Raw genomic sequence first — 23,710 nt, 5'->3', positions numbered from 1 at the left:
AAGGTTCCTTACAAGTTTTTCGATATTGTTCAATTTTCAAGGTCCTGTGCGCCTCAGCCTTGCGGCTGACGACCTGTTTATTTTACCACCGAAGTGGTTTTTTGTCAAGCCTTATTTTTTAGAAGCTTTTGAACTTTCTGAACTTGGACATCTAAGAAGTTTCTCAGAACAAACCGAAACTTTTCAGCGTCTATTGGTTCTTTTCAAGGGCTTCCTGCTGAGGCTTCGGAAGTCATTCTTTTGCCTCAGCGCTTGGCGCTCAAATATAATACCACACCTCCCGCTCTCTGTCAACACTTTTTGACAACTTTTTTCCAATTTCTTTGCAGAGCAAAGAATCCCCCTGTTTTTCACCCGTTTCGGGGCGCGCCTTTTTCTTGACAAGGTGACGGGCAGAACGTATTATGGAGTCATCCCCATATCTTGTATAACATAGCTATACTTATTACATAAAGGAGAAGCGCCATGTCCCGTGTCAACATCCGCGGCTGCTGCATCGGCGAGGGCCGCCCCAAAGTTATTATTCCTATTGTAGAGCCCACGGAAACCGCCGTTCTTGAAAAAGCTGCCGAGTTTTCCACATTGCGCGCCGATTGTGTGGAATGGCGCATCGATTGCTTTGAAGGCGCAAAAGACCTTCCGGCTATCGTGCACTGCGCCGCGAAGCTCCGTGTTGCCTTGAAGGATCAACTGCTGCTTTTCACCTTCCGCACAAAAGCCGAAGGCGGCAAGGCCGCTTTGGCTCACGAAGAGTATCTTCATTTTATCCGCACCGTTCTTGCCACCGACTGCGCCGATCTGATCGACATTGAATTTTTCACTGCAGGCGCAGAGCTTCCCGCGCTGATCGAAGATGCCCACACCGCCGGGGCTGCAGTGGTGTGTTCCAGCCACGACTTCCATAAAACGCCGCCGCGCGCCGAACTGGTGAGCCGCATGGTTGCCATGCAGCAGGCCGGGGCTAATCTGCCCAAGCTGGCTGTGATGCCCCAGAGCCGTGCCGATGTGCTGGAGCTTCTGGCTGCCACCGCTGAAATGGCCGACCGGCATCCGGAGACTCCCATCATTACCATGAGCATGGGAGCTCTGGGCGCGGTGAGCCGCCTTTCCGGCGAAGCCCTTGGCTCCGCCATGACCTTTGCCAATCCCGGACAGGCAAGTGCACCGGGGCAGGTATCGCTGGACATCGTAAATGAAGTACTGGATGCACTGCATTTGTAACCAACAACTCGGAATTTGTGGAGGAAACAAACATGGAAGATAATAAATCAACGAATGTCAAGAAAACGGTAAAATCAGGAATAACTTTTGGAAGTGCATTAGCTATGGTTATTAGTTATACAACGTGGAAGTCTGTCGGTTGGGCGATTTTTCATGGATTACTTAGTTGGGTATATGTCGTATATTTCCTTTTGCGTTACTAAATTCCAGTTTGTCGCACATCCTGCCTAAAACAAAAACCGGAACGATCGTCCCTTTTTTCGGGTGGATCGTTCCGGTTTTTATGTTATATTGAAAATCGTTTTATGCCAGCTTGGCTTCCAGACGGGTGCGGATGGCCTTGATAAAGCCCTCGCTGTCCACAGCGGTGGGGGTGATGCCCTCAGCCAGACCGCACAGGTCTTTCGTCATGATGCCGTCGTTCAGGGTCTGCAGGCTGGCGGCTTCCAGTGCCTCGCCAAACTTCACCAGCTCCGGCAGGCCGTCCAGTTCACCGCGCTTCTTGAACGCGCCAGACCACGCAAAGATGGTAGCCATGGGGTTAGTGGAGGTCTTTTCGCCCTTCAGGTACTTATAATAGTGGCGGGTAACGGTGCCGTGGGCGGCCTCGAACTCATATTTGCCGTCCGGACTGACCAGCACGCTGGTCATCATTGCCAGAGAGCCAAAGGCGGTGGAGACCATATCGCTCATCACGTCACCGTCGTAGTTCTTGCAGGCCCAGACAAAGCCGCCCTCGCTGCGAATGACGCGGGCAACGATATCGTCAATGAGGCTGTAGAAGTAGGTGATGCCTGCGGCCTCGAACTTTGCCTGATACTCGGTGTCGTACACCTCCTGGAAGATATCCTTGAAGGTGTGGTCGTACTTCTTGGAGATGGTATCCTTTGCGCCGAACCACAGATCCTGCTTCACATCCAGTGCGTAGTTGAAGCAGCTGCGGGCAAAGCTGCGGATGGAATCATCCTTGTTGTACTGGCCCTGCAGAACGCCAGCGCCCTCAAAGTCAAACACGGTGGCGCGCTGCTCAGAGCCATCGGCACCGGTGAACACCAGTTCAGCCTTGCCGGCACCCGGGATGCGGAACTCAGTGCACTTGTACACATCGCCGTAGGCGTGGCGGGCAATGGTGATGGGCTTTTTCCAGTTCTTGACCACCGGCTTGATGCTGTCGATCATGATGGGCGCGCGGAACACGGTGCCGTCCAGCACAGCGCGGATGGTTCCGTTGGGGCTTTTCCACATCTCATGCAGCTTGTACTCGTCCATGCGCTGGGCATTGGGAGTGATGGTGGCGCACTTGACCGAAACGCCGTACTTCTTGTTGGCAAGGGCGGCCTCCATGGTCACCTTGTCGGCGGTAGCGTCGCGGTTGGGCAGGCCCAGATCGTAATATTCGGTCTTGAGGTCCACAAACGGAAGGATCAGTTCGTCCTTGATCATCTTCCACAGAATGCGGGTCATTTCGTCGCCGTCCATCTCGACGAGGGGCGTGGTCATTTTGATCTTTTCCATAGCAGGGTTCCCTTTCCTCTCTTTGGATCGTTTCTCCAGCCGCGCTGCACTGCCAGATGCCGCGCGGGCAGTTCGGCAGAATGTTTATTTGCGGTAAGCGGCTGCCAGCTTTTCAAGGGCCGGCAGGCTGCGCTTGACCTTTTCGGTATCGATGCAGTAGGCAAGGCGCACATAGCCCTTGACACCGAAGCTGTCGCTGGGCACCAGCAGCAGGTCAAACTCCCGGGCCTTCATGCAGAAAGCGTTGGCATCCTCTTCCAGAGCCTTGGGGAAGATGTAGAAGGTACCGCCGGGGCGCTCCACCTCAAAGCCCAGCGCGGTGAGCTTATCGTACAGCAGGTTCATGTTGGTCTCATACACACTCAGATCACTGGTCACATCCTGACAGCGGCTTACGGCCCGCTGGATGATGCTGGGCGGGCAGTTATGGCCGGTGAAGCGGGAGATCTGGGCCATCATGTCCACCAGCACATCCTCGCCCTCACAGCCCGGACGCACCGCCACATAGCCAAGGCGCTCGCCGGGCAGGCTCAGGCTCTTGGAATAGGAAAAGCAGGTGAGAGTGTGGGGGTAGAACGCCGCCGGGTAGGGCACCTTTTTGCCGTCGAATGCGATATCCCGGTAGGGCTCATCGCTGACGAGGAAGATGTTGTGGCCAAACGCCTTGCTCTTCTCGGTCAGGATCTCTGCCATGCGGGTGAGCGTCCCGGCAGAGTAGACCACGCCGGTGGGGTTATTGGGGGTGTTGATGAGCACACAGGTGGTCTTTTCGCCGATCATCTGCTCGAATGCGTCCAGATTGGGCTGGAAGGTCGGTGCCTGCGGCGGCACCACCTTGAGGACTGCCCCGGTGCCCGCCACATAAGGGCCGTACTCCGGGAAGTAGGGCGCAAAGGTGAGCACCTCGTCGCCGGGCTGCGTGACCGCACGGATGGCATGGGCAATGGCACCCGCCGCACCGGTGGTGGGGAAGATGTGCTTCTGCTCATAGGGCAGGCCAAAGGTCTTTGTCAGGTGCGCTGCCACATCGGTGCGGAAGCCCGGGTCACCCTGACTAGGGCAGTAGCCGTGCAGGTTTACCGGCTCTTCGTTGGTCAGCAGATCCTGCATGGCGGCAGTGAACTCCTGCGGGCAGGGCACGCTGGGGTTGCCCAGCGAGTAATCGAACACGTTCTCATATCCGATCTCGGCAGCACGCTGCTTGCCGTACATGAAGGTCTCGCGGATGACGCTCTTATTGCCGAGCATCGCGCGGTAGGTCTCATTCAGCATAATACTTCCCCCTGAGAGTTTATTTGTGGGCAGCCGTATAGCTCTGTTCCACCTTGATGATGCAGCTGTAGGCTGTATCCTGTTCCTTGATGAACTGTTCCAGCTGTGCCAGCAGCTCTACCTTATCCCCTGCATAGCCTGCCGGCAGCACCAGATCGAACAGCACGTTGGTGTGGGTCCTGCCCGGCACGATGCGCAGATCGTGCAGAGAAAGCTCCGGGTCCATCTGACGCAGCTTTTCGGTCAGGCGGGCGCGCAGCACGCCCACGGCAGCGTCCGAGGTGACGATGGGATCGTAGTGGATGGTAACCAAAAGCCGGTCATTCTTAAAAAAGTCCCGCTCAATGTTGTCGATCAGGTCGTGTGCCTCCAGCGAGTCCTGCTCGGCGGGCAGCTCCACATGCAGGGAGGCGAACTGGTGTCCCGGGCCGTAGTCGTGCACCATCAGGTCATGCATTCCCAGCACGCCGGGATAAGAGAGCACCTTCTGCTCGATGTGGTCCACCAGATCCTCGCTGGGGCTTTCGCCCAGCAGCGGGCTGAGCGTATCCATCACAAGGCCCCAGCCGGAGATCAGTATGAACGCCGCCACGCCTACACCCATCAGGCCATCCAGCACATCCCAGCCGGTCACGCGGCACAGCACCGCTGCAATGAGCACCGCGCTGGTGCTCAGCACATCGTTGCGGCTGTCCGCAGCAGTGGCAATGAGGGTCTCGGAGCCGATGATACGCCCGATGGTGCGGTTGAAGCCGCTCATCCACAGCTTGACGAGGATGGATGCGATCAGCACGGCCACCGTGAGCCAGCTGAACACCACCGGGGTGGGGTGCAGCACCTTGACCACAGATTCCTTCAGCAGCGAAAAGCCGATGCCGAGAATGGTCACGCTGACTACCAGCCCCGCCAGATATTCATACCGGGCATGGCCGAAGGGATGCTCTGCGTCCGGGGCCTTGCCGGCCAGCTTGAAGCCCACCAGACTGACCACGTTGGACGAGGCATCCGACAGGTTGTTCAGGGCATCTGCCATGATGGCAATAGAGCCGAACAGAGTGCCTACGGTCAGCTTGCCCAGACACAGCAGCAGGTTGCATGCCACGCCCACCCAGCAGGCAAGGTTGCCGTAGGCGGCGCGCACCTTAGGGTCCTGCGCATGGTCGGGCTGGCGGATGAAAAGACGAATCAAAAACTGAGTCATAACGGTCCTCCATGGGCAGCGCTGGACACCTGCATACCCTGTCATCGCTTATAGTATAGCATTTCGCTTTATCGTTTTAAAGTATTTTCCGAAAACTTTTGCCCGGTATAGAAAGACCCCGGCAGAGCGGGATGCCCTGCCGGGGAGCTTTATGGGAACGGTAAACCGGGATTCTCGGATGAATTACTTCTCAGAAGGCTTGCTCAGGTCCACGCTGCGGATGATCTTGCGCACCGGCAGGATGCTCTTGGCATTCATGGACAGCTCGTCCACGCCCATGCGCAGGAAGGTCTCGGTGAGGGCGGTGTCGGCACCCAGCTCACCGCAGATGCCCACCCAGATGCCGTGGCGGTGGCCCGCCTCAATGGTCATCTTGATGGCGCGCAGCACAGCGGGATGGTGCGGGTTGAAGAACGGCTCCAGCTTTGCATTCTGGCGGTCCAGCGCACAGGTGTACTGGGTCAGGTCGTTGGTGCCGATGGAGAAGAAGTCGCACTCGGCAGCCAGCTCGTCCGCGATCAGTACAGCGGCGGGGGTCTCGATCATGGTGCCCACCTCGATGTTCTGGCCCATCTTCACGCCCTCGGCGGTCAGTTCTGCGCGGCATTCTTCCAGAACAGCCTTGGCATCCTGCAGCTCCCGCAGGCTGGTGATCATGGGGAACATGATGCTCATGTTGCCGTAGGCAGAAGCACGCAGCAGAGCGCGCAGCTGGGTCTTGAAGAAGTCCCTGCGGGTCAGGCAGATGCGGATGGCGCGGTAGCCCAAAGCGGGGTTCTCCTCGTGATCCAGCTTCATGTAATCGACGGTCTTATCGGCACCGATGTCACAGGTACGGACGACCACCTTGCGGGGAGCCAAACTCTCCACCACCTGCTTGTAGGCCTCGAACTGGTAGTCCTCGGTGGGGAAGTCCTTGCAGTTCAGGTAGACGAACTCAGTGCGGAACAGGCCTACGCCGCCGGCATCGTTCTGCTGCACAGCACCCACATCGCTCATGCCGCCGATGTTGGCAAAGACATTGATGGTTTTGCCGTCCAGCGTGGTGTTGGGCTTGCCCTTCAGCTCCTGCAGCAGGGCCTGCTTCTTCTGATCTTCCTGCTGGCGCTTCTTCAGGCTCTTGAGCAGATCGGGGGTGGGTTCAACGTAAACGCAGGCGTTGTAGCCATCGATGACCGCCATCTTGCCGTCCCAGTCGTCCTGAATATCCTTGCACTGGATCAGGGCAGGGATGTTCATGCTGCGGGCCAGAATGGCGGTGTGGCTGTTGGAGCTGCCCTCACGGGTGATAAAGCCCAGCAGCAGGCTCTTATCCATGCGGACGGTCTCAGACGGGGCCAGATCCTCCGCGACCAGAATGCTGGGCTCGGTGCCCTGCAGGCTGGCGTTGTCCACCCCCTGCAGGATGTCCAGAATGGCCTGTGCGATATCGATGACATCTGCACTGCGGGCCTGCAGATACGGGTCATCCATGGCGGCGAACACCGCAGCCTGATTGTTGCCTGCCGTCTTGACGGCGTACTCGGCACACTTTTTCTGGCTGTTGATGATCTCCTTGATGGCATCCACAAAGTCGTCGTCTTCCAGCATCATGGCGTGGATGTTGAACACCTCGGCGATGTCCTCGCCAGCCTCTGCCAGTGCCTTTTCATACAGCGCAGTCTGCTGCTCAATGGCCTTCTGCTGCGCTTCTTCAAAACGCGCCACTTCCGCTGCGGTATCCGCTACCTCTGCGGCAGAAATGGCAGTATCCTTTTTCTTGTAGATCTTGAGCTTGCCGATGGCGATGCCATTCAGGATGCTCTTACCGGTGCCTACCTGCATTGCACACTACTCCTTCTTCATCTGTGCCGGGGCCGCACTGCTCCGACAGTCCAAAAAAAGCCCCCGCAGCTCACCCGCGAGGGCCTTCCTCATCTTAACTGCGGAATCAGACGTTCTCGGTCAGGAACTTCTGGATGGCTGCTGCTGCAGCTTCCTCGTCGTCGCCCTCGACCTTGACGGTAACGGTCTCACCCTGCTTTACACCCATGCCCATCAGAGCCATCAGCTTGCGCATATCGCAGCTCTTGCCGTCCTTTTCCAGGGTAGCACTGCTGGCAAAGCCCTTGACAGTCTTGACGAGCAGGCCGGCGGGACGAGCGTGGATGCCGCATGCATCCTTAACGGTATACTGGAATTCCTTCATAATCATTTTCTCCTTACTTGATCCCGTGCGGCGCTTCTGCACTTGCACCAGACGCGGCCGAGCCGCGGCACGGTTGATACATCTATTATAAACCCTTGCCGGGAATTTTTCACCATTTCATATTGCTAATTTTTTATGCAAAATTTTGGTACAATTGAACATACAAATGTGACAAAAATGCACGCATTTCACTTTTTCTTCTGCTTGTGCGCAAATTTTAGGCAAATTGCGGCCTGATTTTGCATCAAAACCCGAAGCTGTTCCCGGTCGTTTCCGGCTTTGGCAGGTCGTTCCGGTGCTCATTCCACCGGATATCCCTCGGCATCCAGCGGCAGTTCCGTATAAGGCACAGCCTGCGGCACGGCATCCGGCTCACCGGAGGTCTGCTGGGCGGTCAATTCCTCGTCATGGCGTTCGCCCCAATCGCCGCTGTAGTCCTCGCCGGAGGTCTGCTGTGCCGGTTCGCTGCCGGTCAGCTCTTCGTCGTGGCGCTCACCCCAGTCGCCCTCGTAGTCCTCGCCGGAAGTCTGCTTTGCCTCAGCTTCCGCCATGGCGGCCTGCATGTCTTTCAGGCCCACCACAACGCCGGAGGGCCGTTCCAGCAGGTAAGCTCCCACGGCCTTTTTGCGGTACACCAACAGCACGCCGTAGCGGCTGGTCTCGCCGCTGCTTGCCGCCGGGATCAGCGCCGTCCATTTTTCCACGGTCTTGCCCTTGTAGCGTGCAAGGTCCATGCCGCTCTGCTGCACCACCCCGTTGAAGGCCGAAAAACTGTCATCCCACTTGCGGGGGATCTTGACCTTGTCTGCCGTGATGGATGCGCCGTCCACATCCAGACCGTAGCCGGTGAACCATGTCTGGATGTCCTGTGCACTCTCAATTTTGTTCACCGCCGCCGAGACCGCAACGGTGCGGTTGCTGATGAACCGGCCCAGCAGAGCACTGCCCACCACCAGTGCGCAGCACATGGCACCCAGACCCAGTTTTTTCAGGCTCGTTTTGCTCAACGTGACTACAAACATATCCCCATGCCTCCCCAGCCTGTTTATTGCTCTGAGAACAATTTATTCAGCACAGCTGGGGTGTATGACAAAAGGGCAGGTAAAACCTGCCCTTTTGTCAATATCGATCAATGTGCTTTTGTAAAATCTTCCGAGCTTACTTCGCCGTTCTGGCGGAGCACCTGTTTCAGCACCTGCATCACGCCGTATTCCCGGTGGGACGGTGCCAGAAACGGCACCTGCGCCCGCAGCGGTCCGCTGCCGTTCTCCATCAAAAAGCCGTACTTCGCAGTGGTGAGCATCTCGGCATCGTTGTAGGTGTCGCCAAAGGCCATCATGCTGTCGGCCGGAATGCCCAGCAGTGCACCCACCTTTGCCAGTGCTGCACCCTTGTGCACACCTGGGTTCATCACGTCCACCCAGTTTCTGCCTGCCACTGCCACCGAGAATGCACCGCCATTTCCGGTGTGGAATGCGCCGTAGATCCGGTCGAAGGCTTTCTGCGAGTCGTCGTTGGGCAGATAGACGGTAAACTTATCCGCCGCCGCTTCCACCGCAGTCAGGTCATCCACGTATTCCACCCGGGTATAAAAATTCTTGAAAACTTTATCGTATTTCTCGTCCTGCTTTTCCGCGTAGGCCGCCTGCAGTCCGCACAAAAGGCCCACGTCTCCGGCCTGCTTCGTGCTGCGGGCCAGCTGCCGCCAGCCCTCGGCAGGCATTTCGGACACAAACAGGTCTTTCCCCTTCCAGCGGGCAGCGCCGCCGTTGTCGCCAATGAGAATGATCTCCTCCAGCAGATCCGGGAACATCGTTTCCAGTGTGTACAGAGGCCGCCCGCTGGCGGCGGCAAACAAGATGCCCTGCCCGGCCAGTGCACGGATGGTCTCGGTAAACTTTGGCGGCAACTGGCTGTACTCGTCCAGAAGGGTCGCGTCCATGTCCGATGCGATCAGGCGAATGCGGTCCATTGCAGTTTCCTCACTTATCCGATGTAGCTGATGTTCACGTCCATATCGCCCTTATAGCCGGGCAGGCGTGCCGTGCAGGTGCCCTGCCACAGGGCGCAGTCGATGGGGCTGCTGGCAACACCATAATGTGCGTTCCAGATGGTATATTTTTTCAGGCTGTTCAGATCGACACGCTTGCGGTACCACAGGGTAGAGGCATACACACCGGGTTTGTAGCCCTGTGCCTTGACCTCCTCACAGAAGGCGATGGCGCACTTGGTGCGGTCCTCCATACCCAGACCGTCGGCGCGGCCGGAACCATTGGAAGCGCCGGATGCTTCGGTGTCAAAGAAGATGGGGTAATCCAGCTTGCGTCCGTTCAGTACGTAGGCGCAGGCAAAGGCTTCCTCCTTGGCTTCCTCCTCGGTGGTGGCCTGACTGAAGAAATACACGCCCACCTTCAGGCCCGCATTCTTCACATTGGTGAAATGCTCCTCGAACATGGGGTCCAGCACCAGCGTGCCGGAAGCACCATAGCCGCGGTAGCCGATGCGGACGATCACAAAGCTCACGCCTGCCTTTTTGATCTGGTTCCAGTCGATGTTCTTCTGATACTTGGAAACATCCACACCGAATGTCTTGCCATTTTCCAGCACACCATCCGCATTGAAGGAATAGAGTTTATTGTCGATGCACTGGATGCCGGTCACCGGCTTGTTGGTGGTCTGGCTGTAGTAGTAGGTCTTGCCGCCGGAGGTACGCCAGCCGGAGTAGGCCGGCTCCGGCTGGGACTCGTCTTTGCCCAGCCAGCCAAACAGGAAATTGAACAGCCAGCTGAAAAAGCCGTTCTCATCGCTCAGGTCGATGCACTGGGCCTCGGCGGCATCCATGGCACCGGCATCCAGCGCGGCACGGATCTCTTCCGGTGTCAGCACCACGCTGTTTTCCGGCGTGTGCTGGTTCGTGCTGTTCTCCTCCGCTTCAGTGGCCTGTACAGGCGGTGCTTCCGGGTCCTGTGCAGCAAGCTCCGGGGTCTCCGTCTGCAGGGTGGGCATTGCCGTTTCCTGCTGTGCAGAAACAGTCTCGGTCACTGCCGCGGTACTTTCTTCCGGCTGTGCAGCCAGTGCCAGCGGTGCCCCCATTGAAAAGGTCATTGCCAATGCCAGAACTGCCGCTGCACACTGCGTTTTGCCGCGGGTGCCGCGGGCAGTCAGTTTATTCCAGAACGTTTTTTTCATGCTGTGCTCCAAACCTCATGCATTTTTATCGGGATGCCGCCCTTCGCAAAAAGGGCAGCGTTTCATCTTCTCAATACTCTTTCAGTATACACCCGCGGGCAAGCCCCCGTCAATTGCCGCACACTGCAAAGCGCAGCTCCGAAAAGCTGCCGCCCCGGTATCAGAAAATGCTCCAAAACAGATACGTCTCAGCCCGCAAAAACATTGCACAAAGCCAAAAATTGCAGATATTTCCAGCAAAATCAGCATTTTGTCTTGCTGTCTTGACATGTGTATGGTATTATACTTGACATGCAGTTTTTGCATTGAATCCACCATCTTGAAACAGAAAGGCAGTTTCTCATGTCAAATGTGAAAGATTTCTTAAAACGCAAGGATATCGTCATCACTCCGCAGCGCTATCTCATTGAAGCGCTGGGTGCCATGGCGCAGGGCCTGTTTGCCAGCCTGCTGATCGGCACCATCATCAAGACGCTGGGCCAGCAGACCGGCCTTGACGTACTGGTAGACCTTGGCGGCTACGCCACGGCCATGAGCGGCCCGGCCATGGCCTGTGCCATCGGCTGGGCACTGCACTGCCCGCCGCTGGTGCTGTTCAGCCTGATCACCGTAGGCTACTCGGCCAATGCTCTGGGCGGCGCAGGCGGCCCGCTGGCCGTGCTCATCATTGCCATCGTGGCTTCCGAGCTGGGCAAGGCCGTGAGCAAGGAGACCCGCGTGGACATCCTCGTGACCCCGCTGGTGACCATTTTTTCCGGCGTGGGCCTTTCCATGCTGATCGCCGCACCCATTGGCGCTGCCGCAAGTCAGGTGGGCACCCTGATCATGTGGGCCACCGAGCAGGCCCCGCTGGCCATGGGCATTCTGGTATCCGTCATTGTGGGCGTGGCGCTGACCCTGCCCATTTCCTCTGCCGCCATCTGCGCCGCGCTGGGTCTGACCGGCCTTGCCGGCGGTGCCGCCGTGGCAGGCTGCTGCGCCCAGATGATCGGCTTTGCCGTGATGAGCTACAAGGAGAATGGCGTGGGCGGTCTGGTCAGTCAGGGCCTTGGCACCAGTATGCTGCAGATGGGCAACATCGTCAAGAACCCCCGCATCTGGATCGCGCCCACACTGGCCAGTGCCATCACCGGCCCGCTGGCCACCTGCGTGTTCCACTTTGAGATGAACGGTGCCGCTGTGTCCTCCGGCATGGGCACCTGCGGTCTGGTGGGCCAGATCGGCGTGTACACCGGCTGGGTCAGCGACATTGCCGCCGGCACCAAAGCCGCCATCACCCCGATGGACTGGGCTGCCATGGTGCTGCTGTGCTTTGTTCTGCCCGCTGTGCTGAGTGTGATCTTCTGCGAGATCGAGCGCAAGCTGGGCTGGATCAAAGAGGGCGACCTGAAGCTGAACTAACTTTTAGAATTGTCTCCGCTTCGCTCTGACAATATCAGCGGAAAAATATTTTTATATATAGCAAAGCCGGAATGACTGCGGTCATTCCGGCTTTGCCTTTTCACGATAAGGGGCCGGGCGGTGAACAGCCTTTTGCTACTGTCAGCCTGCAGCTGTCGCGCAGCAGATGGAGCACAAACTTGCCCGCACGGTTCGTCGCGTAAGCGACTCAAAATCGGCGCAACACAAAAAATCCTCTAGCGCAGCGACTTGGATTTTTTGTATGGAGCCCATCTGCTTTGGGATTATTAAGGGCGAGCAGCCCTTAGTTTGCAACGGCGACGACCGCAGCCAGTGGCCGAAACAGAGAGGAGCTGTTGGGGCAGCGGCCTGCAGGATGCGAGTGCCGACCAAGGCACGAAGCAGACGCAGGGAGCCGCAACCCGCCGCCTCCCGCGCCTCGAAAGTAGCGGGTGCTTTTCTGGTTCTCTTTTGGCACGCAAAAGAGAACATACCCAGCGGCGATACATTTTTCAAAAGCCATTAAACCCAACCCACACGACTACGCTCTGCACAGGAAGCGCTCAAACGATCTGTTTCCCGTCCAGCACCGCCTGTTTCAGGGTATCGCCTTCATACACCAGCTTGAGGGAGAAATAAGGCCGTTCCTCATTCAGCAGCCGGAAGAAGATCTTGTCGCCCTCCCAGATGGGCAGTTCAGCCGCCTTATCCTTCGGCACCCATTCCAGCACGCCTTCCCTGCAGGCATCGCCCTGCACCATCTCGCCCGTCCATTCATCAGCGGTGTACAGGTGGATGAACTCGGTCATGTTGCCCCAAATAAAGGTCAGCAGACCCCGGGCGCGGAAGTGCTTCAACGTCAGGCCGGTCTCCTCCTTCACTTCCCGCAGCAGACAGTCCTCCGGGCTTTCAAACCGCTCAAACTTTCCGCCCACGCCGATCCATTTGTCATGGTTGTAGTCGTCCTGCTTTTTGATGCGGTGCAGCATCAGGTAGGCATCGTCCCGTTCCAGATAGCACAGCGTGGTGCTGAAAATGGGAAATTCGGGGTTCATGAAGGCTCCTAGATTCATTGAGTTCTCCTTTTGATTTTGTTTTTGTGGAAAATGCCGTTTTACGCTGCGGCCCCTCCCGGGAAAAAGCACCCCGGCAAAGCCCGCAGGCTTTGCCGGGGTGCAAATCAAAAATAACTTTTTCCTCTGAATATGCCAGAGCAACGCGGCGGCAATTTAAAATCATTGCCCCTTCCGGCTTGCTCTTCCCTTGCCCGCATTGTTCAGCTTGCGCACAAGGTCGTTCTGATGCTTGCGCTGGCTTGGTGTGGGCTGCGGGTCCTTGGCCTCCTCGGCGCGGCGGCCGCTCTGGGCGGTGTCCGGATCGATGCGTTCCAGCGTCCACTCCTGATTGCCGCCTGCTACAAAGTTCCAGATCTGGGCCTGTGCACCGTTGGCGGTGTTCATGCCCACAAGGTCAATGTATTTATCCGCCAGCACATTGCGGATGCGGGTGCGCCCGCTGCGGGTGGGCTCCAGCGCCCAGCACTGGCTCAGCCCGCTGGTGCGGCTCCACTGGTGCAGCCATGTGCCCTCCACCACACCGCCAAGGGCCAGATCCATCATCTTTCCGGTAAAGCGGTTGCAGATGCGCCAGCGGCCCTCGCCTGCGTCCACGAACTGCCACTGCTGCCACGGATGGCCCGCATAGCTCCACAGCTGGATGGCCGCGCCGTTCTCGGTGTTGAAGTTCTTTACTTCCAGCACCTTCCCATTGGGGGCTTTGATGATATAAAATTCATTTTCCAGAATGACTGCCTGCGATACCTTTGCCATAGAGCACAACTCCTTTCCAGTTTGGTAGCCCTATTATAACGTATTTACCCTTTGGCAGCAAGGACGCTTTTTCATAATCTTTTTACGTTTTATTGTGCATTTTGACATGATTTTCATCGTTGAAACGTTTACGTGCAACAAAAGCGTTTCCTACCGGTTTCTCTTTGCACTCCGGCCTTTGTTGTGATACAATAAAGGCACATGCTTTAAGGGAGGGAATTGCTATGACCAACGAAACCTTGGAAACCATCAAAAACCGCCGCAGCTGCCGTGCCTATAAGCCGGAGCAGATCACAAACGAAGAACTGGATGCCGTGCTGGAAGCCGGCACCTACGCCGCCAGCGCCATGGGCCGCCAGAGCGCAAAGATCGTGGTCGTGCAGGACGCTGCCGCCCGCGCCCAGCTCACCCGCATGAACGCCGCTGTCATGGGCAGGGACACCGACCCTATGTACGGCGCTCCCACCATTCTGGTAGTGCTGGCCGATGCTCACGCCGCAAATGCCGTACCCGACGGCAGCCTTGTCATGGGCAACCTGATGCTGGCTGCAGCTTCGCTGGGGCTGGGCAGCTGCTGGATCAACCGCGCAAAGGAAGAGTTTGAAACAGAAGAGGGCAAGGCCCTGCTCCGGCAGTGGGGCATCGAGGGCGATTGGGTCGGCATCGGCCACTGCATTCTGGGCTACCCTGCTGCAGACCCCAAGTCCGCAGCACCCCGCAAGCCGGATTATATCGTAAAAGTGTAAGGAGAACTATGAAGCCTGATTACAAGCTGGTCGCCAAGGCCAAATATATCCACGCCACCGCCGACCTTGCCAGTGAACTCTGGCATGAGGTGTACAAGCGCTATTACCCCGCAAAACAGCTGGACACCCTTGTGGAAGAGCTGCAGAGCGCCGATGCCATTGAGGAGGACATCGACAACGATGTGAACTACTTCCTCGTGGTTCTGGGCGGCAAGACCATCGGCTACTTTGCGTGGAAGATGGAGAACACCGCCCTGCACCTGATGCACCTGTACCTCAAGCCCGAATACCGCGGCAAGGCACTGGGCCGGGACATCGTGCTCTCCTGCGAGCGGCTGGCCCGCGGCGAGGGCAAGGGCCGTGTGTGGTGCACCGTGCACGCCAAGGCCCTGCCGGTGCAGCAGTTCTTCAAGGCCCTGCGCTACCGCAATTTAAAGCCCGCCGAGCAGGAAAACGGCACCGTCCCCCGGGACGAAGTGGTGTTTGAGCACACGCTGGGCTAAAAAGCCGCAAAAGCTATTGAAATTTCTCCCCGTTTGTACTACACTGGTGTAGTGTAATAAAGTGCCTGCCTGTGGGCGGCATCTGCAAAAAAGGAGAACGACATGGCAAAAGATCATCCTACCGGCCAGTCCGGTCTGTATCAGGCATTTTTGCAGCTCAAGACCCCGGAACAGTGTTACCGTTTTTTACAGGATGTGTGCAGCTATTCCGAGCTGAGCGCAATGGAGCAGCGCTACAACATTGCCGAGATGCTGGTGGACAAGCGCATCTACACCGAGATCATGGATAAGACCGGTGCATCCAGCGCCATCATCAGCCGGGTAAGCCGGGTGCTGAGTGCCGACGACAGCGTGTTGCGCGCCTTGCTGGAAGCGGAAAAAGCTGCCGACGATCAAAACTGAACTTCCACACAAACCATGCCGCGTGCCGCCCGTGCGGTATGCGGCTTTTATCATTCAACCGGGAAGGCAGAAGTCCCCACGCCAGCGGGGTACTTCTATCGTTTTTCCTCATGCGGCGCAGATGCGCCGTCTTCATCAGAAATCAGGGAGGTTTGATTTTTATGAGCAAAGCTGTTGTATTTTTTGCCGAGGGCACCGAGGAATGTGAAGCCCTGCTGGTGGTCGATCTGCTGCGCCGCGCCAAGGTGGAGGTGACCGTGGCCAGCGCATCCGGCAGCCGCGAGATCGTGAGCAGCCACAAGGTGCATATCACCGCCGACGCACTGGCCGAAGAGGTGGATTATTCGGATGTGGACATGGTGGTGCTGCCCGGCGGCATCCCCGGCACCCCGAACCTTGCCGCCAACAAGACCGTTACCGACACCTGCGTTTCCTTTGCAAAGAGCGGCAAAAAGGTAGCTGCCATCTGCGCAGCACCCAGCGTGCTGGCATCTCTCGGCCTGCTGGAGGGCAGAAAAGCCACGGCGCACGCCGGTTTCCAAGACAAATTGGCCGGTGCCGAGGTGCTGGATACCGAAGTGGTAGTGGACGGCAATATCACCACCAGCTACGGTCTGGGCGGTGCCATCCCCTTTGCGCTGGAGCTGGTGCGCCAGCTGGCCGGGCAGGCTGAGGCCGACCGCATCCAGAACGCCATCGCCTACCGCCACTGAGGGAGGAAACTGAAATGCGTTTTGTCACCTGCCGCCTGCCGGACGGCGTAGAAGATCCGGCTATTCTTTCGCCGGACGGCACACAGATCTGGCCGCTGAGCTGGCTGGGCCTTTCCTACGAAACCCTGTCCGATGCCATCCCCTTTCTGACCCCGCAGGTTCGGGCAGGCCTGCAGCTTGCCATTGCGGGCATCCCGGCCCTGCCCGTGGATGCCGTGCAGCTGCAAAGCCCCATCCCCTGCCCGGCGCAGGATGTGGTGTGCCTTGGCATCAACTATATGGCCCACTCGGACGAAGCGGAGAAATACTCTGCCGATGCCTTTGCAACCAAACATCAGGATGCCATTTATTTTTCCAAGCGCGTTTCCCGCGCTGTGCCGGACGGCGGCTTTATTGATGCTCACACCGACCTTGTGCAGAAGCTGGACTACGAATGCGAACTGGCTGTGGTTCTGGGCAAAGATGCCAGGGATGTGCCCGCCGGGCAGACAAAAGACTATGTGTTCGGCTACACCATCCTGAACGATGTTTCCGCCCGCGATGTGCAGACCGCCCACAAGCAGTGGTACTTCGGCAAGAGCCTCGATGGCTTCACGCCCATCGGCCCCTGCATCGTTACCGCAGACGAGTTCGGCACCTACCCGCCCAAGCTCGGCATCCGAAGCTTTGTCAACGGCGAAAAGCGGCAGGACTCGAACACCGGCCTGCAGATCTTTGATATCGACCACGTGATCCACGAGCTGACTCAGGGCATGACCCTGAAGGCCGGCACCATCATTGCCACCGGCACCCCGGCAGGTGTGGGCATGGGCATGGACCCGCCGCAGTTTTTGAAGCCCGGCGACACGGTGCGCTGCGAGATCGACGGCATTGGCAGCCTGACCAACACCGTGCGGTGAGCACTGGCATTTGTGCCAAATATCCACTGCGTTTTCCGTCTGTTTGCATGAAAATCCGCAGCGACACTGCTCTTTTGCGGGTAGGTGTGGTATACTGGAACACGCGAAATACTGCGGCCGCTGGCCGTCAAAAAGAGGTAAATGAAACATGAAAGAATACGCATTCGGCATCGATCTGGGCGGCACCACCGCCAAGATCGGCCTGTTCAAGACCACCGGCGAACTGCTGGAAAAGTGGGAAGTTCCCACCGACACCTCCAACGCCGGTGAGCACATTCTGAAAAATCTGGCCGCTGCCGTGCAGGGCAAAATGCAGGAAAAGGGCCTTGCCGCTGAGCAGGTAGAGGGCGTGGGCGTGGGCGTGCCCGGCCCTGTGCTGGACAGCCGCATCGTGCCCATCATCTGTGCAAACCTCGGCGGCTGGGGCAAGCATAATGTGGCCGAAGAGCTTGGCGATATGCTGGGCGGCATCAAGGTTCTGGTGGGCAACGATGCCAACGTGGCCGCTCTGGGCGAGATCTGGATGGGTGCCGCCAAGGGCTGCCGCAGCGCGGTCATGGTCACGCTGGGCACCGGCGTGGGCGGTGGTGTCATCGTCAACGGCAAGGTCATTGATGGCACCCACGGTGCCGGCGGCGAGATCGGCCACATCACGGTGGACCGCCACGAGACCGCTGCCTGCGGCTGCGGCAAGCACGGATGTCTGGAACAGTATTCCAGTGCCACCGGCGTTGTGCGCTGCATGAAGAAGCTGCTGGACGAGAACCCGGATACCCCCTGCGCCCTGCGCGGCACCGAGTTTGCCGCCAAGGACGTATTTGATGCTGCCCGCAATGGCGACGCCCTTGCCGCCCGTGAGGTGGACGAGATGACCGACACCCTCGGCATGGCGCTGGCCAATGTGGCCAACACCGTGGACCCGGAAATGTTCATGATCGGCGGCGGTGTGTCCCGCGCAGGCGAGGTGCTGTTTGCCCCGCTGCGGGAGCACTTCAAGGTCTATGCCTTCAAGTCCTGCCGTGAGACCCCCATCGTGCCCGCCATCCTCGGCAACGATGCCGGTATCTATGGTTCTGTGCGCCTGATCGTGGGTGAATAACGCCCTCCTCAGAAGGTAAACTGCTGAACAAAAATTGAAGCTCTGCCGTTCAAGCAAAAAAACCAGCCCCCGATACGTACTGTATCAGGGGCTGGTTTTTTTCATTTTTTATATTTGTTCTGTGCTATCAAATACCCTTATCCACAGCAACGTTGACCGTGACATAGTACTTAAGACCGCTCAGCTTAACCGGCAGTGCCAGATCTTCATCGCCAACTGCATCTTCCGAAGGATGAACTTTCAGGTCGCTCGGATCGGTCTCGTCCAGCTTCCAGCCTTTCTTATCGGCCAGCAGTTTTTCAATTTCAGCCTTATCAACTGCCTGACCTTCTTTTGCTGCCTTTTCAACCACCTGAATCTTGCCGCTGGGCAAACTGCTTACAACGCCCATGCCAGACTGGCAGAAAATCACAGCGACATCAACCTTCTGCGGATCCGGAACAACATCTTCGCCCTTGCAGCCCGTCATCATACCGACTGCCGCAACAGCCAGTGCAGTCATGCCTGCACCCTTCAAAAAGGAACGACGAGAAATCTTATCCATAATTTTTTCCTCCTTATGGCTTTCCCCCGCGGCACTGTGAGTCCGTTATTTCGTATCGCATACCGCTGATGGGTTCTCGTCGAATAGTTTACCCCCCCCCCCGTATGTATTTGTCAATATGCAATCCTTGATTTCTGACTTTTTCACAAAAAAATTTTTTTCTTTTATTCAAACTGCCTGTACTCCTGCCTCTGCTCAAAAAAGAAATACCGCTGAACCCAGCGGTATTTTGTGCGAACCTGCTCAGCAGGTTCTCTTTTTTTACTCAATGCTGTCTTTTCAGGACTGAACTGCAGGAGTTGCTCAGCGTGATGAGTTTTGTGTTCATTTTTCCAGTTCCAGCGTATCCTCCCCCGGCAGCTGATTCCACAGGCGGTAGTAGACGCCCTGCTTTGCCAGCAGCTGGTCATGGGTGCCGGATTCCACGATGCCCTCTTCGCCCAGCACAAGGATGCGGTCGTAGTCCTTGATGGTGGTCAGGCGGTGGGCGATGGTCAGGGTGGTGCGGCCATGGGCCAGCTTTTCAAGGCTCTGGCCCACCAGGATCTCGCTTTCGTTGTCCAGTGCGCTGGTGGCCTCGTCCAGAATGAGGATGGGCGGGTTCTTCAGGAACACCCGCGCAATGGCGATGCGCTGCTTCTGTCCGCCGGAGAGCTTGACACCGCGCTCACCCACATAGGTATCAAAGCCATCCTTCAGGGCCAGAATGAACTTTTCCGCCCCGGCCAGACGCGCCGCTTCCATGATCTCTTCGCGGGTGGCGCCGGGCTTGCCGTAGGCGATGTTCTGGGCCACCGTGCCGCTGAACAGATACACGTCCTGCTGCACGATGCCGATATCCTGCCGCAGGCTTTTCAGGGTGACATGGCGGATGTCCTGCCCATCGATCAGGATGCGGCCGCTGGTCACTTCGTAGAAGCGTGGGATGAGGTTGCACAGGGTGGTCTTGCCGCCGCCCGAGGGGCCGACCAGCGCCAGCCGTTCGCCCGCCCGGATATCCAGACTGACGTTGTGCAGGACCTTGTTGTGGTCGTCCGGGTACTCAAAGCTGACGTTTTCAAACCGGATGTCACCGGGGCCGGGCTGCAGCGGTACCGCATCCGGGACATCGCCGATGGTCACAGGAGTGTCCATGATCTCGGCAAAGCGCTCAATGCCGGTCATGCCGCGCTGGAACTGCTCGGCAAACTCCACGATGCGGCGGATGGTGGCAATAAGGGTGGTGACGTACAGCATATAGGCCACCATGTCACCGGCGGTGATCCTGCCGTACACCAGCGAGAGGCCGCCTGCCAGAATGACCACCAGATACATCAGGCCGTCGAACAGGCGGGTGGAGGTGTTGAAGGCACCCATGGCGTAGTAGCCGAGAGTCTTGATCTGCTCAAAATCCCTGTTGCCCTTTGCAAACTTCTCGCGTTCCTCATCCTCGGCGGCAAAGGCCTTCACGACGCCCTGCCCCAGCAGGCTGTCCTCGATGGTGGAGTTCAGCTCGCCGATCTGCACGCGCTGCTGACGGAACCGCGCCCGCAGCCGTCCGTTCAGGTAAACGGACACCACGCCCATCAGCGGCACGCAGGCGAACACCGCCAGCGTCAGCGGCACACTGGCCCGGCACAGGATAATAAAGGACACCACGATCTTGATGGCCGCAATGAAAAATTCCTCCGGGCAGTGGTGGGCGAACTCGGTCACATCGAACAGGTCGTTGGTGATGCGGCCCATGATGGTGCCTACCTTGGTGTTGTTGTAGTAGGTGTGGTCCAGCTTGAGCAGGTGGTCAAAGGCATCGCGGCGCATATCCGTCTCGATGTGCACGCCCATGATATGACCGATGCTGGACATGTAATAGCTGGCTGCACCGTCGATGATGCGCAGCACAAAATAGAGTGCTGCCAGCCGCAGCACGATGCCCGCCGTCAGGGTGATGCCCACGCCCATGGCGGCGTTGGTGATAGTGCTCATGATCTTGGGCAGCACGATGTCACACAGGGTGGTCAGCGCTGCACAGAACAGGTCCAGAAACAGGGTCATTTTGTACTTTGCCAGATAGGGCAGAAAACGCCGGATCAGCGCACCGCTGCCTGCGTGGTGCGCCCCGGGGTCGTTGATCTTGGTTTTTGACATGGTTCCTCCTGTTGTAAAACCCTCTCAGGGGAGGTGGCATTGCGCAGCAATGACGGAGAGGGTTCGTTCTCTTACTTTTTACTGTAATCCCGCTCGCCGTAGATGGCGGTGCCGATGCGCACAAGGGTGGCACCTTCCCGGATGGCGTTTTCAAAGTCGCCGCTCATGCCCATGGAGAGGGTCTCCATGGACACGTTGGAATAGCCGCGCTCTCCGGCCTGCGCAAACAGCTTGTACACCTCGGCCAGATAGCGGCGGTTGCGGGCATCGTCGTCGTTCACGGGCGGAATGGCCATCAGCCCCTTGACCCGGATGTGCTCCTGTGCGGCAGCAGCATCCAGCAGCGGCCAGAGCGCTTCCGGTGCCACGCCGGTCTTGCTCTCCTCGCCGCCGATGTTCACCTCCAGCAGCACATTCTGCACGATGCCGGCCTTGGCTGCTTCCTTCTCGATGGCGTTCAGCAGATGCTCGCTGTCCACGCTTTGGATGAGGCTGGCACGGCCCAGCACTTTTTTAATTTTGTTCGTCTGCAGATGGCCGATAAAGTGGCTGGGCTTGCCGCAGTAAGCACCTGCGTCAAAGTTTGCGCACAGCTCCTGTACATGGTTCTCACCGAATACATCGATGGGCAGGGCTGCGCTTGCAGCCACGGTCTGCGCCGTGCGGGTCTTGCAGGCGGCGCACAGCTGCACCGCTGCCGGGTCGCGGCCTGCTTCACGGGCCGCGGCTGCCATCTTTTCCCGGATCTCTGCCACGGCCTCCTGCATCTGTTCCAGATTCTTTTCTGCCATGATGCTCAGTCCTCCTCGGTATACTTGGCGCGCTCGCCGCCGATGAGCTTCGGGCGGGTGCGGGCGCACAGAATGTTCGCTTCACCAATTTTGGAAAGGCTCAGCCGCACCGGCACCGCCACCCGCTTCAGGTGCATCCCGATCAGGGTGCCGCCGATATCAATGCCTGCATGGGCACGGATCTCTTCCACGGCCACAGGCTCCCGGAACTTCTTCCAGCAGGTAGTGGCCCAGCTGCCGCCTGCGTGGGGGCGGGGCACCACGCACACCTCTTCCCAGCCGTATTTTTCGGCGGCTTCGCGCTCGATGATAATAGCGCGGTTCAGATGTTCACAGCACTGTGCGGCCAGCCAGATGCCGTTTTCGGCCAGCACTGGGGCAATGCCCGCGTACACGGCCTGCGCGGCTTCCAGACTGGAATCCTTGCCAATGTGCCCGCCCACGATCTCGCTGGACGAGCAGCCCACCACGAACACATCGCCTTTTTTCAGCTTTGCTTCGGCCAGCAGTTCGGTCACTGCCTGCCGGGCCTGCATCTCGATCTGTTTTTTGAATTCTTCTGTCATAAAAAACACCTCGGTTTTTATCAAAGATCAAAGATTTGCACTGCGCACCTTTTCGCTGCCTGCAAGGCCGAGATACAGCCTGCTCTCCACCGGGCACAGAGCTGTCACGCTGCCTGCACCCTTGCTGGAGACCGTCCGCTTCCAGCTGCCGTCTGCCGTATCTACAGCTTCCGCGCAGGGCGCATCGGCAGGCAGACTGAATAGCTTTTCCTGCAGATTCCGGCCTGCACGCAGGGCAATGCCCCGCAGCAGGGTGCTGTCGGCGTTCTTTTCCAGCCAGCTGCTGCGCGCCCACCGGTAGCCGATGTACAGGGTGCCATCTGCATCCACAGCAAGCGCACCGGGATACCCCGGCAGACCGGAAACAAAGCTCTGGCAGTTTTTACCGCCCGCCGTCAGGTCGCGGGCATCGGCGGCAGCGCTCCACACACAGCGGTTCCCAAGGTCAGCCACGAACAGCGTGCTGCCGTCCCGGCTCAGGGCCAGCCCGGAAGCACCGGCCACACCGCCCAGCACCTTCTGCACCGTGCGTGCTGCCGGGTCGTATACATACACGCAGCCCGTGCCGGTGTGGGCCAGCAGTTCGGTGCGCAGAGTGCTCTCCAGCCCGTCCGCGGCACTGGCACTGGAAGCAACAGCAAAGTAGATCCTGCCGTCCGGCGCGGCTTCCACCGCTGAGACTGCCCCCAGCAGTGCACCGTCGATCTGGGTCACTACCTGCTCCACCGCCGTGCCCCAGCTGTCGTGGGCGGCGCGGCACAGGCTGCCGCCGCCGGGCGTGAGGATGCTCAGCCACAGGTCCCCGCTGCCGTCAAAGGCAAAACCGGTCAGCTCACCGTCCACGGAAAGGATGGCCGCATCGTGTCCGCCGTCGGTGCGCACAAGGTCGCTCGTGCGCTTTTTTAAGGTTGCGCCGTCGTATGCTGCGGCATACACAAGGCCGTCCTGTGTGCGGATGCAGTCCACACCCTGATATTCGCCCAGATCCAGCGTTCCCTTATGATCGGCGGCAAGGGCCGTCTGTGCTGCACCGGTGTCCTGCCGGACATCCGGCGCGGTGTAGCCTTGTGGCGGCGTATCGATGGGCCGGAACACCAGTGCGTACACCAGCGCCAGCAGGATGCACACGCCAAACACCGTGCTGGCCGTGCGGAACCGCTTGAGCAGCGCGTCCCGCTCCACCGCCATCTGGGCCGCATACTCGGCACGGCGGCGGGCAGCGCGGGCATTGGCGCGGTTTGCCCGGCGCATCCAGCGATCCACGAACAATGCCACCTGCGGCCCGATGGTGAGCGACGCAATGGCAAGGATGAGCAGAAATTCAACAAGTCCGATCCTCATAGGGCTTTTTCCTTTATCTTCAGAGCTTTTTCAGGGGATATTCCCTTATCGTTTCAGTATAGCATCTGTGGCGCGGCAGTGCAAGCACCCAACTCTGTCTCCCGGCTTTTGCCGCCGCCTGCCGCCTTTTTCTCCATCTTTCCTGCCAAAGCCTTTTTTGCCG

The 23,710-nt window shown here is 58.4% G+C and carries 24 protein-coding genes; 9 read left to right on the top strand and 15 right to left on the bottom strand.

Features of this window, described 5'->3' with window-relative positions:
- Positions 1–465: 465 nt before the first annotated feature.
- Together aroD and MTP41_RS09790 are read left to right on the top strand one after the other, a co-directional pair.
- The gene (gene aroD / locus MTP41_RS09795; protein WP_249235434.1) at positions 466–1,221 is read left to right on the top strand and encodes a type I 3-dehydroquinate dehydratase; all 756 of its coding nucleotides are present in this window, start codon (positions 466–468) and stop codon (positions 1,219–1,221) included.
- Positions 1,222–1,253: 32 nt separating this feature from the next.
- Entirely contained in the window at positions 1,254–1,424 is a 171-nt protein-coding gene (locus MTP41_RS09790; protein ID WP_165852900.1) for a hypothetical protein, read from the top strand.
- Positions 1,425–1,524: 100 nt separating this feature from the next.
- Here the strand turns inward: MTP41_RS09790 and MTP41_RS09785 are convergent, their stop codons facing one another.
- The 8 genes from MTP41_RS09785 to MTP41_RS09750 all read right to left on the bottom strand — a co-directional run bounded on the left by MTP41_RS09785 (position 1,525) and on the right by MTP41_RS09750 (position 10,586).
- Complete coding sequence (locus MTP41_RS09785; protein ID WP_249235433.1) at positions 1,525–2,736, bottom strand: NADP-dependent isocitrate dehydrogenase; 1,212 nt, start codon at positions 2,734–2,736, stop codon at positions 1,525–1,527.
- 84 nt (positions 2,737–2,820) lie between these two features.
- Positions 2,821–4,008: a pyridoxal phosphate-dependent aminotransferase gene (locus tag MTP41_RS09780; RefSeq protein ID WP_097774283.1), complete on the bottom strand. Its 1,188-nt coding sequence runs from the start codon at positions 4,006–4,008 to the stop codon at positions 2,821–2,823.
- Between the two features lie 19 nt (positions 4,009–4,027).
- Positions 4,028–5,209: a cation diffusion facilitator family transporter gene (locus MTP41_RS09775; RefSeq protein ID WP_249235432.1), complete on the bottom strand. Its 1,182-nt coding sequence runs from the start codon at positions 5,207–5,209 to the stop codon at positions 4,028–4,030.
- Between the two features lie 183 nt (positions 5,210–5,392).
- Positions 5,393–7,033 (bottom strand): phosphoenolpyruvate--protein phosphotransferase, encoded by a 1,641-nt coding sequence (ptsP, locus tag MTP41_RS09770; protein WP_249235431.1) that lies wholly within the window; start codon positions 7,031–7,033, stop codon positions 5,393–5,395.
- 106 nt (positions 7,034–7,139) lie between these two features.
- The gene (locus MTP41_RS09765; RefSeq protein ID WP_005937619.1) at positions 7,140–7,403 is read right to left on the bottom strand and encodes an HPr family phosphocarrier protein; all 264 of its coding nucleotides are present in this window, start codon (positions 7,401–7,403) and stop codon (positions 7,140–7,142) included.
- Positions 7,404–7,696: 293 nt separating this feature from the next.
- Positions 7,697–8,419 carry a DUF4830 domain-containing protein gene (locus MTP41_RS09760; RefSeq protein ID WP_005937622.1) on the bottom strand — a complete coding sequence of 241 codons (723 nt, stop codon included), beginning with the start codon at positions 8,417–8,419 and terminating at the stop codon, positions 7,697–7,699.
- A gap of 107 nt (positions 8,420–8,526) precedes the next feature.
- Positions 8,527–9,369 carry an HAD family hydrolase gene (locus MTP41_RS09755; RefSeq protein WP_120120466.1) on the bottom strand — a complete coding sequence of 281 codons (843 nt, stop codon included), beginning with the start codon at positions 9,367–9,369 and terminating at the stop codon, positions 8,527–8,529.
- Between the two features lie 14 nt (positions 9,370–9,383).
- A complete protein-coding gene (locus MTP41_RS09750) occupies positions 9,384–10,586 on the bottom strand; it encodes a GH25 family lysozyme (RefSeq protein WP_249235430.1) in 1,203 nt (400 codons plus the stop codon).
- A 342-nt stretch (positions 10,587–10,928) separates the two neighbouring features.
- Between MTP41_RS09750 and MTP41_RS09745 the strand changes: the two genes are divergently transcribed.
- Positions 10,929–11,987, top strand: a complete 1,059-nt coding sequence (locus MTP41_RS09745; RefSeq protein ID WP_118527775.1) for a PTS transporter subunit IIC — start codon at positions 10,929–10,931, stop codon at positions 11,985–11,987.
- A 563-nt stretch (positions 11,988–12,550) separates the two neighbouring features.
- Here the strand turns inward: MTP41_RS09745 and MTP41_RS09740 are convergent.
- Both MTP41_RS09740 and MTP41_RS09735 read right to left on the bottom strand, forming a co-directional pair.
- Positions 12,551–13,060 (bottom strand): NUDIX hydrolase, encoded by a 510-nt coding sequence (locus MTP41_RS09740; RefSeq protein ID WP_249235429.1) that lies wholly within the window; start codon positions 13,058–13,060, stop codon positions 12,551–12,553.
- 162 nt (positions 13,061–13,222) lie between these two features.
- Positions 13,223–13,816 carry an RICIN domain-containing protein gene (locus MTP41_RS09735; RefSeq protein ID WP_120020130.1) on the bottom strand — a complete coding sequence of 198 codons (594 nt, stop codon included), beginning with the start codon at positions 13,814–13,816 and terminating at the stop codon, positions 13,223–13,225.
- A gap of 224 nt (positions 13,817–14,040) precedes the next feature.
- Between MTP41_RS09735 and MTP41_RS09730 the strand changes: the two genes are divergently transcribed.
- The 6 genes from MTP41_RS09730 to MTP41_RS09705 all read left to right on the top strand — a co-directional run bounded on the left by MTP41_RS09730 (position 14,041) and on the right by MTP41_RS09705 (position 18,178).
- Positions 14,041–14,562, top strand: a complete 522-nt coding sequence (locus MTP41_RS09730; protein ID WP_249235428.1) for a nitroreductase family protein — start codon at positions 14,041–14,043, stop codon at positions 14,560–14,562.
- A gap of 8 nt (positions 14,563–14,570) precedes the next feature.
- A complete protein-coding gene (locus MTP41_RS09725) occupies positions 14,571–15,065 on the top strand; it encodes a GNAT family N-acetyltransferase (RefSeq protein ID WP_249235427.1) in 495 nt (164 codons plus the stop codon).
- Between the two features lie 102 nt (positions 15,066–15,167).
- Complete coding sequence (locus tag MTP41_RS09720) at positions 15,168–15,467, top strand: YerC/YecD family TrpR-related protein (protein WP_097776983.1); 300 nt, start codon at positions 15,168–15,170, stop codon at positions 15,465–15,467.
- A gap of 161 nt (positions 15,468–15,628) precedes the next feature.
- A complete protein-coding gene (locus MTP41_RS09715) occupies positions 15,629–16,180 on the top strand; it encodes a DJ-1 family glyoxalase III (protein WP_097774274.1) in 552 nt (183 codons plus the stop codon).
- Between the two features lie 14 nt (positions 16,181–16,194).
- Positions 16,195–17,079 (top strand): fumarylacetoacetate hydrolase family protein, encoded by an 885-nt coding sequence (locus MTP41_RS09710; protein WP_249235426.1) that lies wholly within the window; start codon positions 16,195–16,197, stop codon positions 17,077–17,079.
- 148 nt (positions 17,080–17,227) lie between these two features.
- The gene (locus tag MTP41_RS09705) at positions 17,228–18,178 is read left to right on the top strand and encodes an ROK family glucokinase (protein WP_249235425.1); all 951 of its coding nucleotides are present in this window, start codon (positions 17,228–17,230) and stop codon (positions 18,176–18,178) included.
- A gap of 127 nt (positions 18,179–18,305) precedes the next feature.
- Here MTP41_RS09705 and MTP41_RS09700 read toward each other — a convergent pair whose 3' ends face one another.
- The 5 genes from MTP41_RS09700 to MTP41_RS09680 all read right to left on the bottom strand — a co-directional run bounded on the left by MTP41_RS09700 (position 18,306) and on the right by MTP41_RS09680 (position 23,547).
- On the bottom strand, positions 18,306–18,722 hold the full coding sequence (locus tag MTP41_RS09700) for a twin-arginine translocation signal domain-containing protein (RefSeq protein WP_097774271.1): 417 nt from the start codon (positions 18,720–18,722) through the stop codon (positions 18,306–18,308).
- A gap of 324 nt (positions 18,723–19,046) precedes the next feature.
- Positions 19,047–20,849, bottom strand: a complete 1,803-nt coding sequence (locus MTP41_RS09695; protein WP_249235424.1) for an ABC transporter ATP-binding protein — start codon at positions 20,847–20,849, stop codon at positions 19,047–19,049.
- A gap of 71 nt (positions 20,850–20,920) precedes the next feature.
- The gene (locus MTP41_RS09690; protein WP_249235423.1) at positions 20,921–21,640 is read right to left on the bottom strand and encodes a YggS family pyridoxal phosphate-dependent enzyme; all 720 of its coding nucleotides are present in this window, start codon (positions 21,638–21,640) and stop codon (positions 20,921–20,923) included.
- 5 nt (positions 21,641–21,645) lie between these two features.
- Positions 21,646–22,206, bottom strand: coding sequence for a TIGR01440 family protein (locus tag MTP41_RS09685; RefSeq protein WP_097774267.1), 561 nt, complete (start codon positions 22,204–22,206; stop codon positions 21,646–21,648).
- Between the two features lie 27 nt (positions 22,207–22,233).
- Positions 22,234–23,547, bottom strand: a complete 1,314-nt coding sequence (locus MTP41_RS09680) for an SMP-30/gluconolactonase/LRE family protein (protein WP_249235422.1) — start codon at positions 23,545–23,547, stop codon at positions 22,234–22,236.
- Positions 23,548–23,710: the final 163 nt, after the last annotated feature.

Source organism: Faecalibacterium sp. I4-3-84, from assembly GCF_023347255.1.
In the GTDB taxonomy this organism is placed as follows: domain Bacteria; phylum Bacillota; class Clostridia; order Oscillospirales; family Ruminococcaceae; genus Faecalibacterium; species Faecalibacterium taiwanense.
This window is presented reverse-complemented; position numbering and strand designations above follow the sequence as displayed.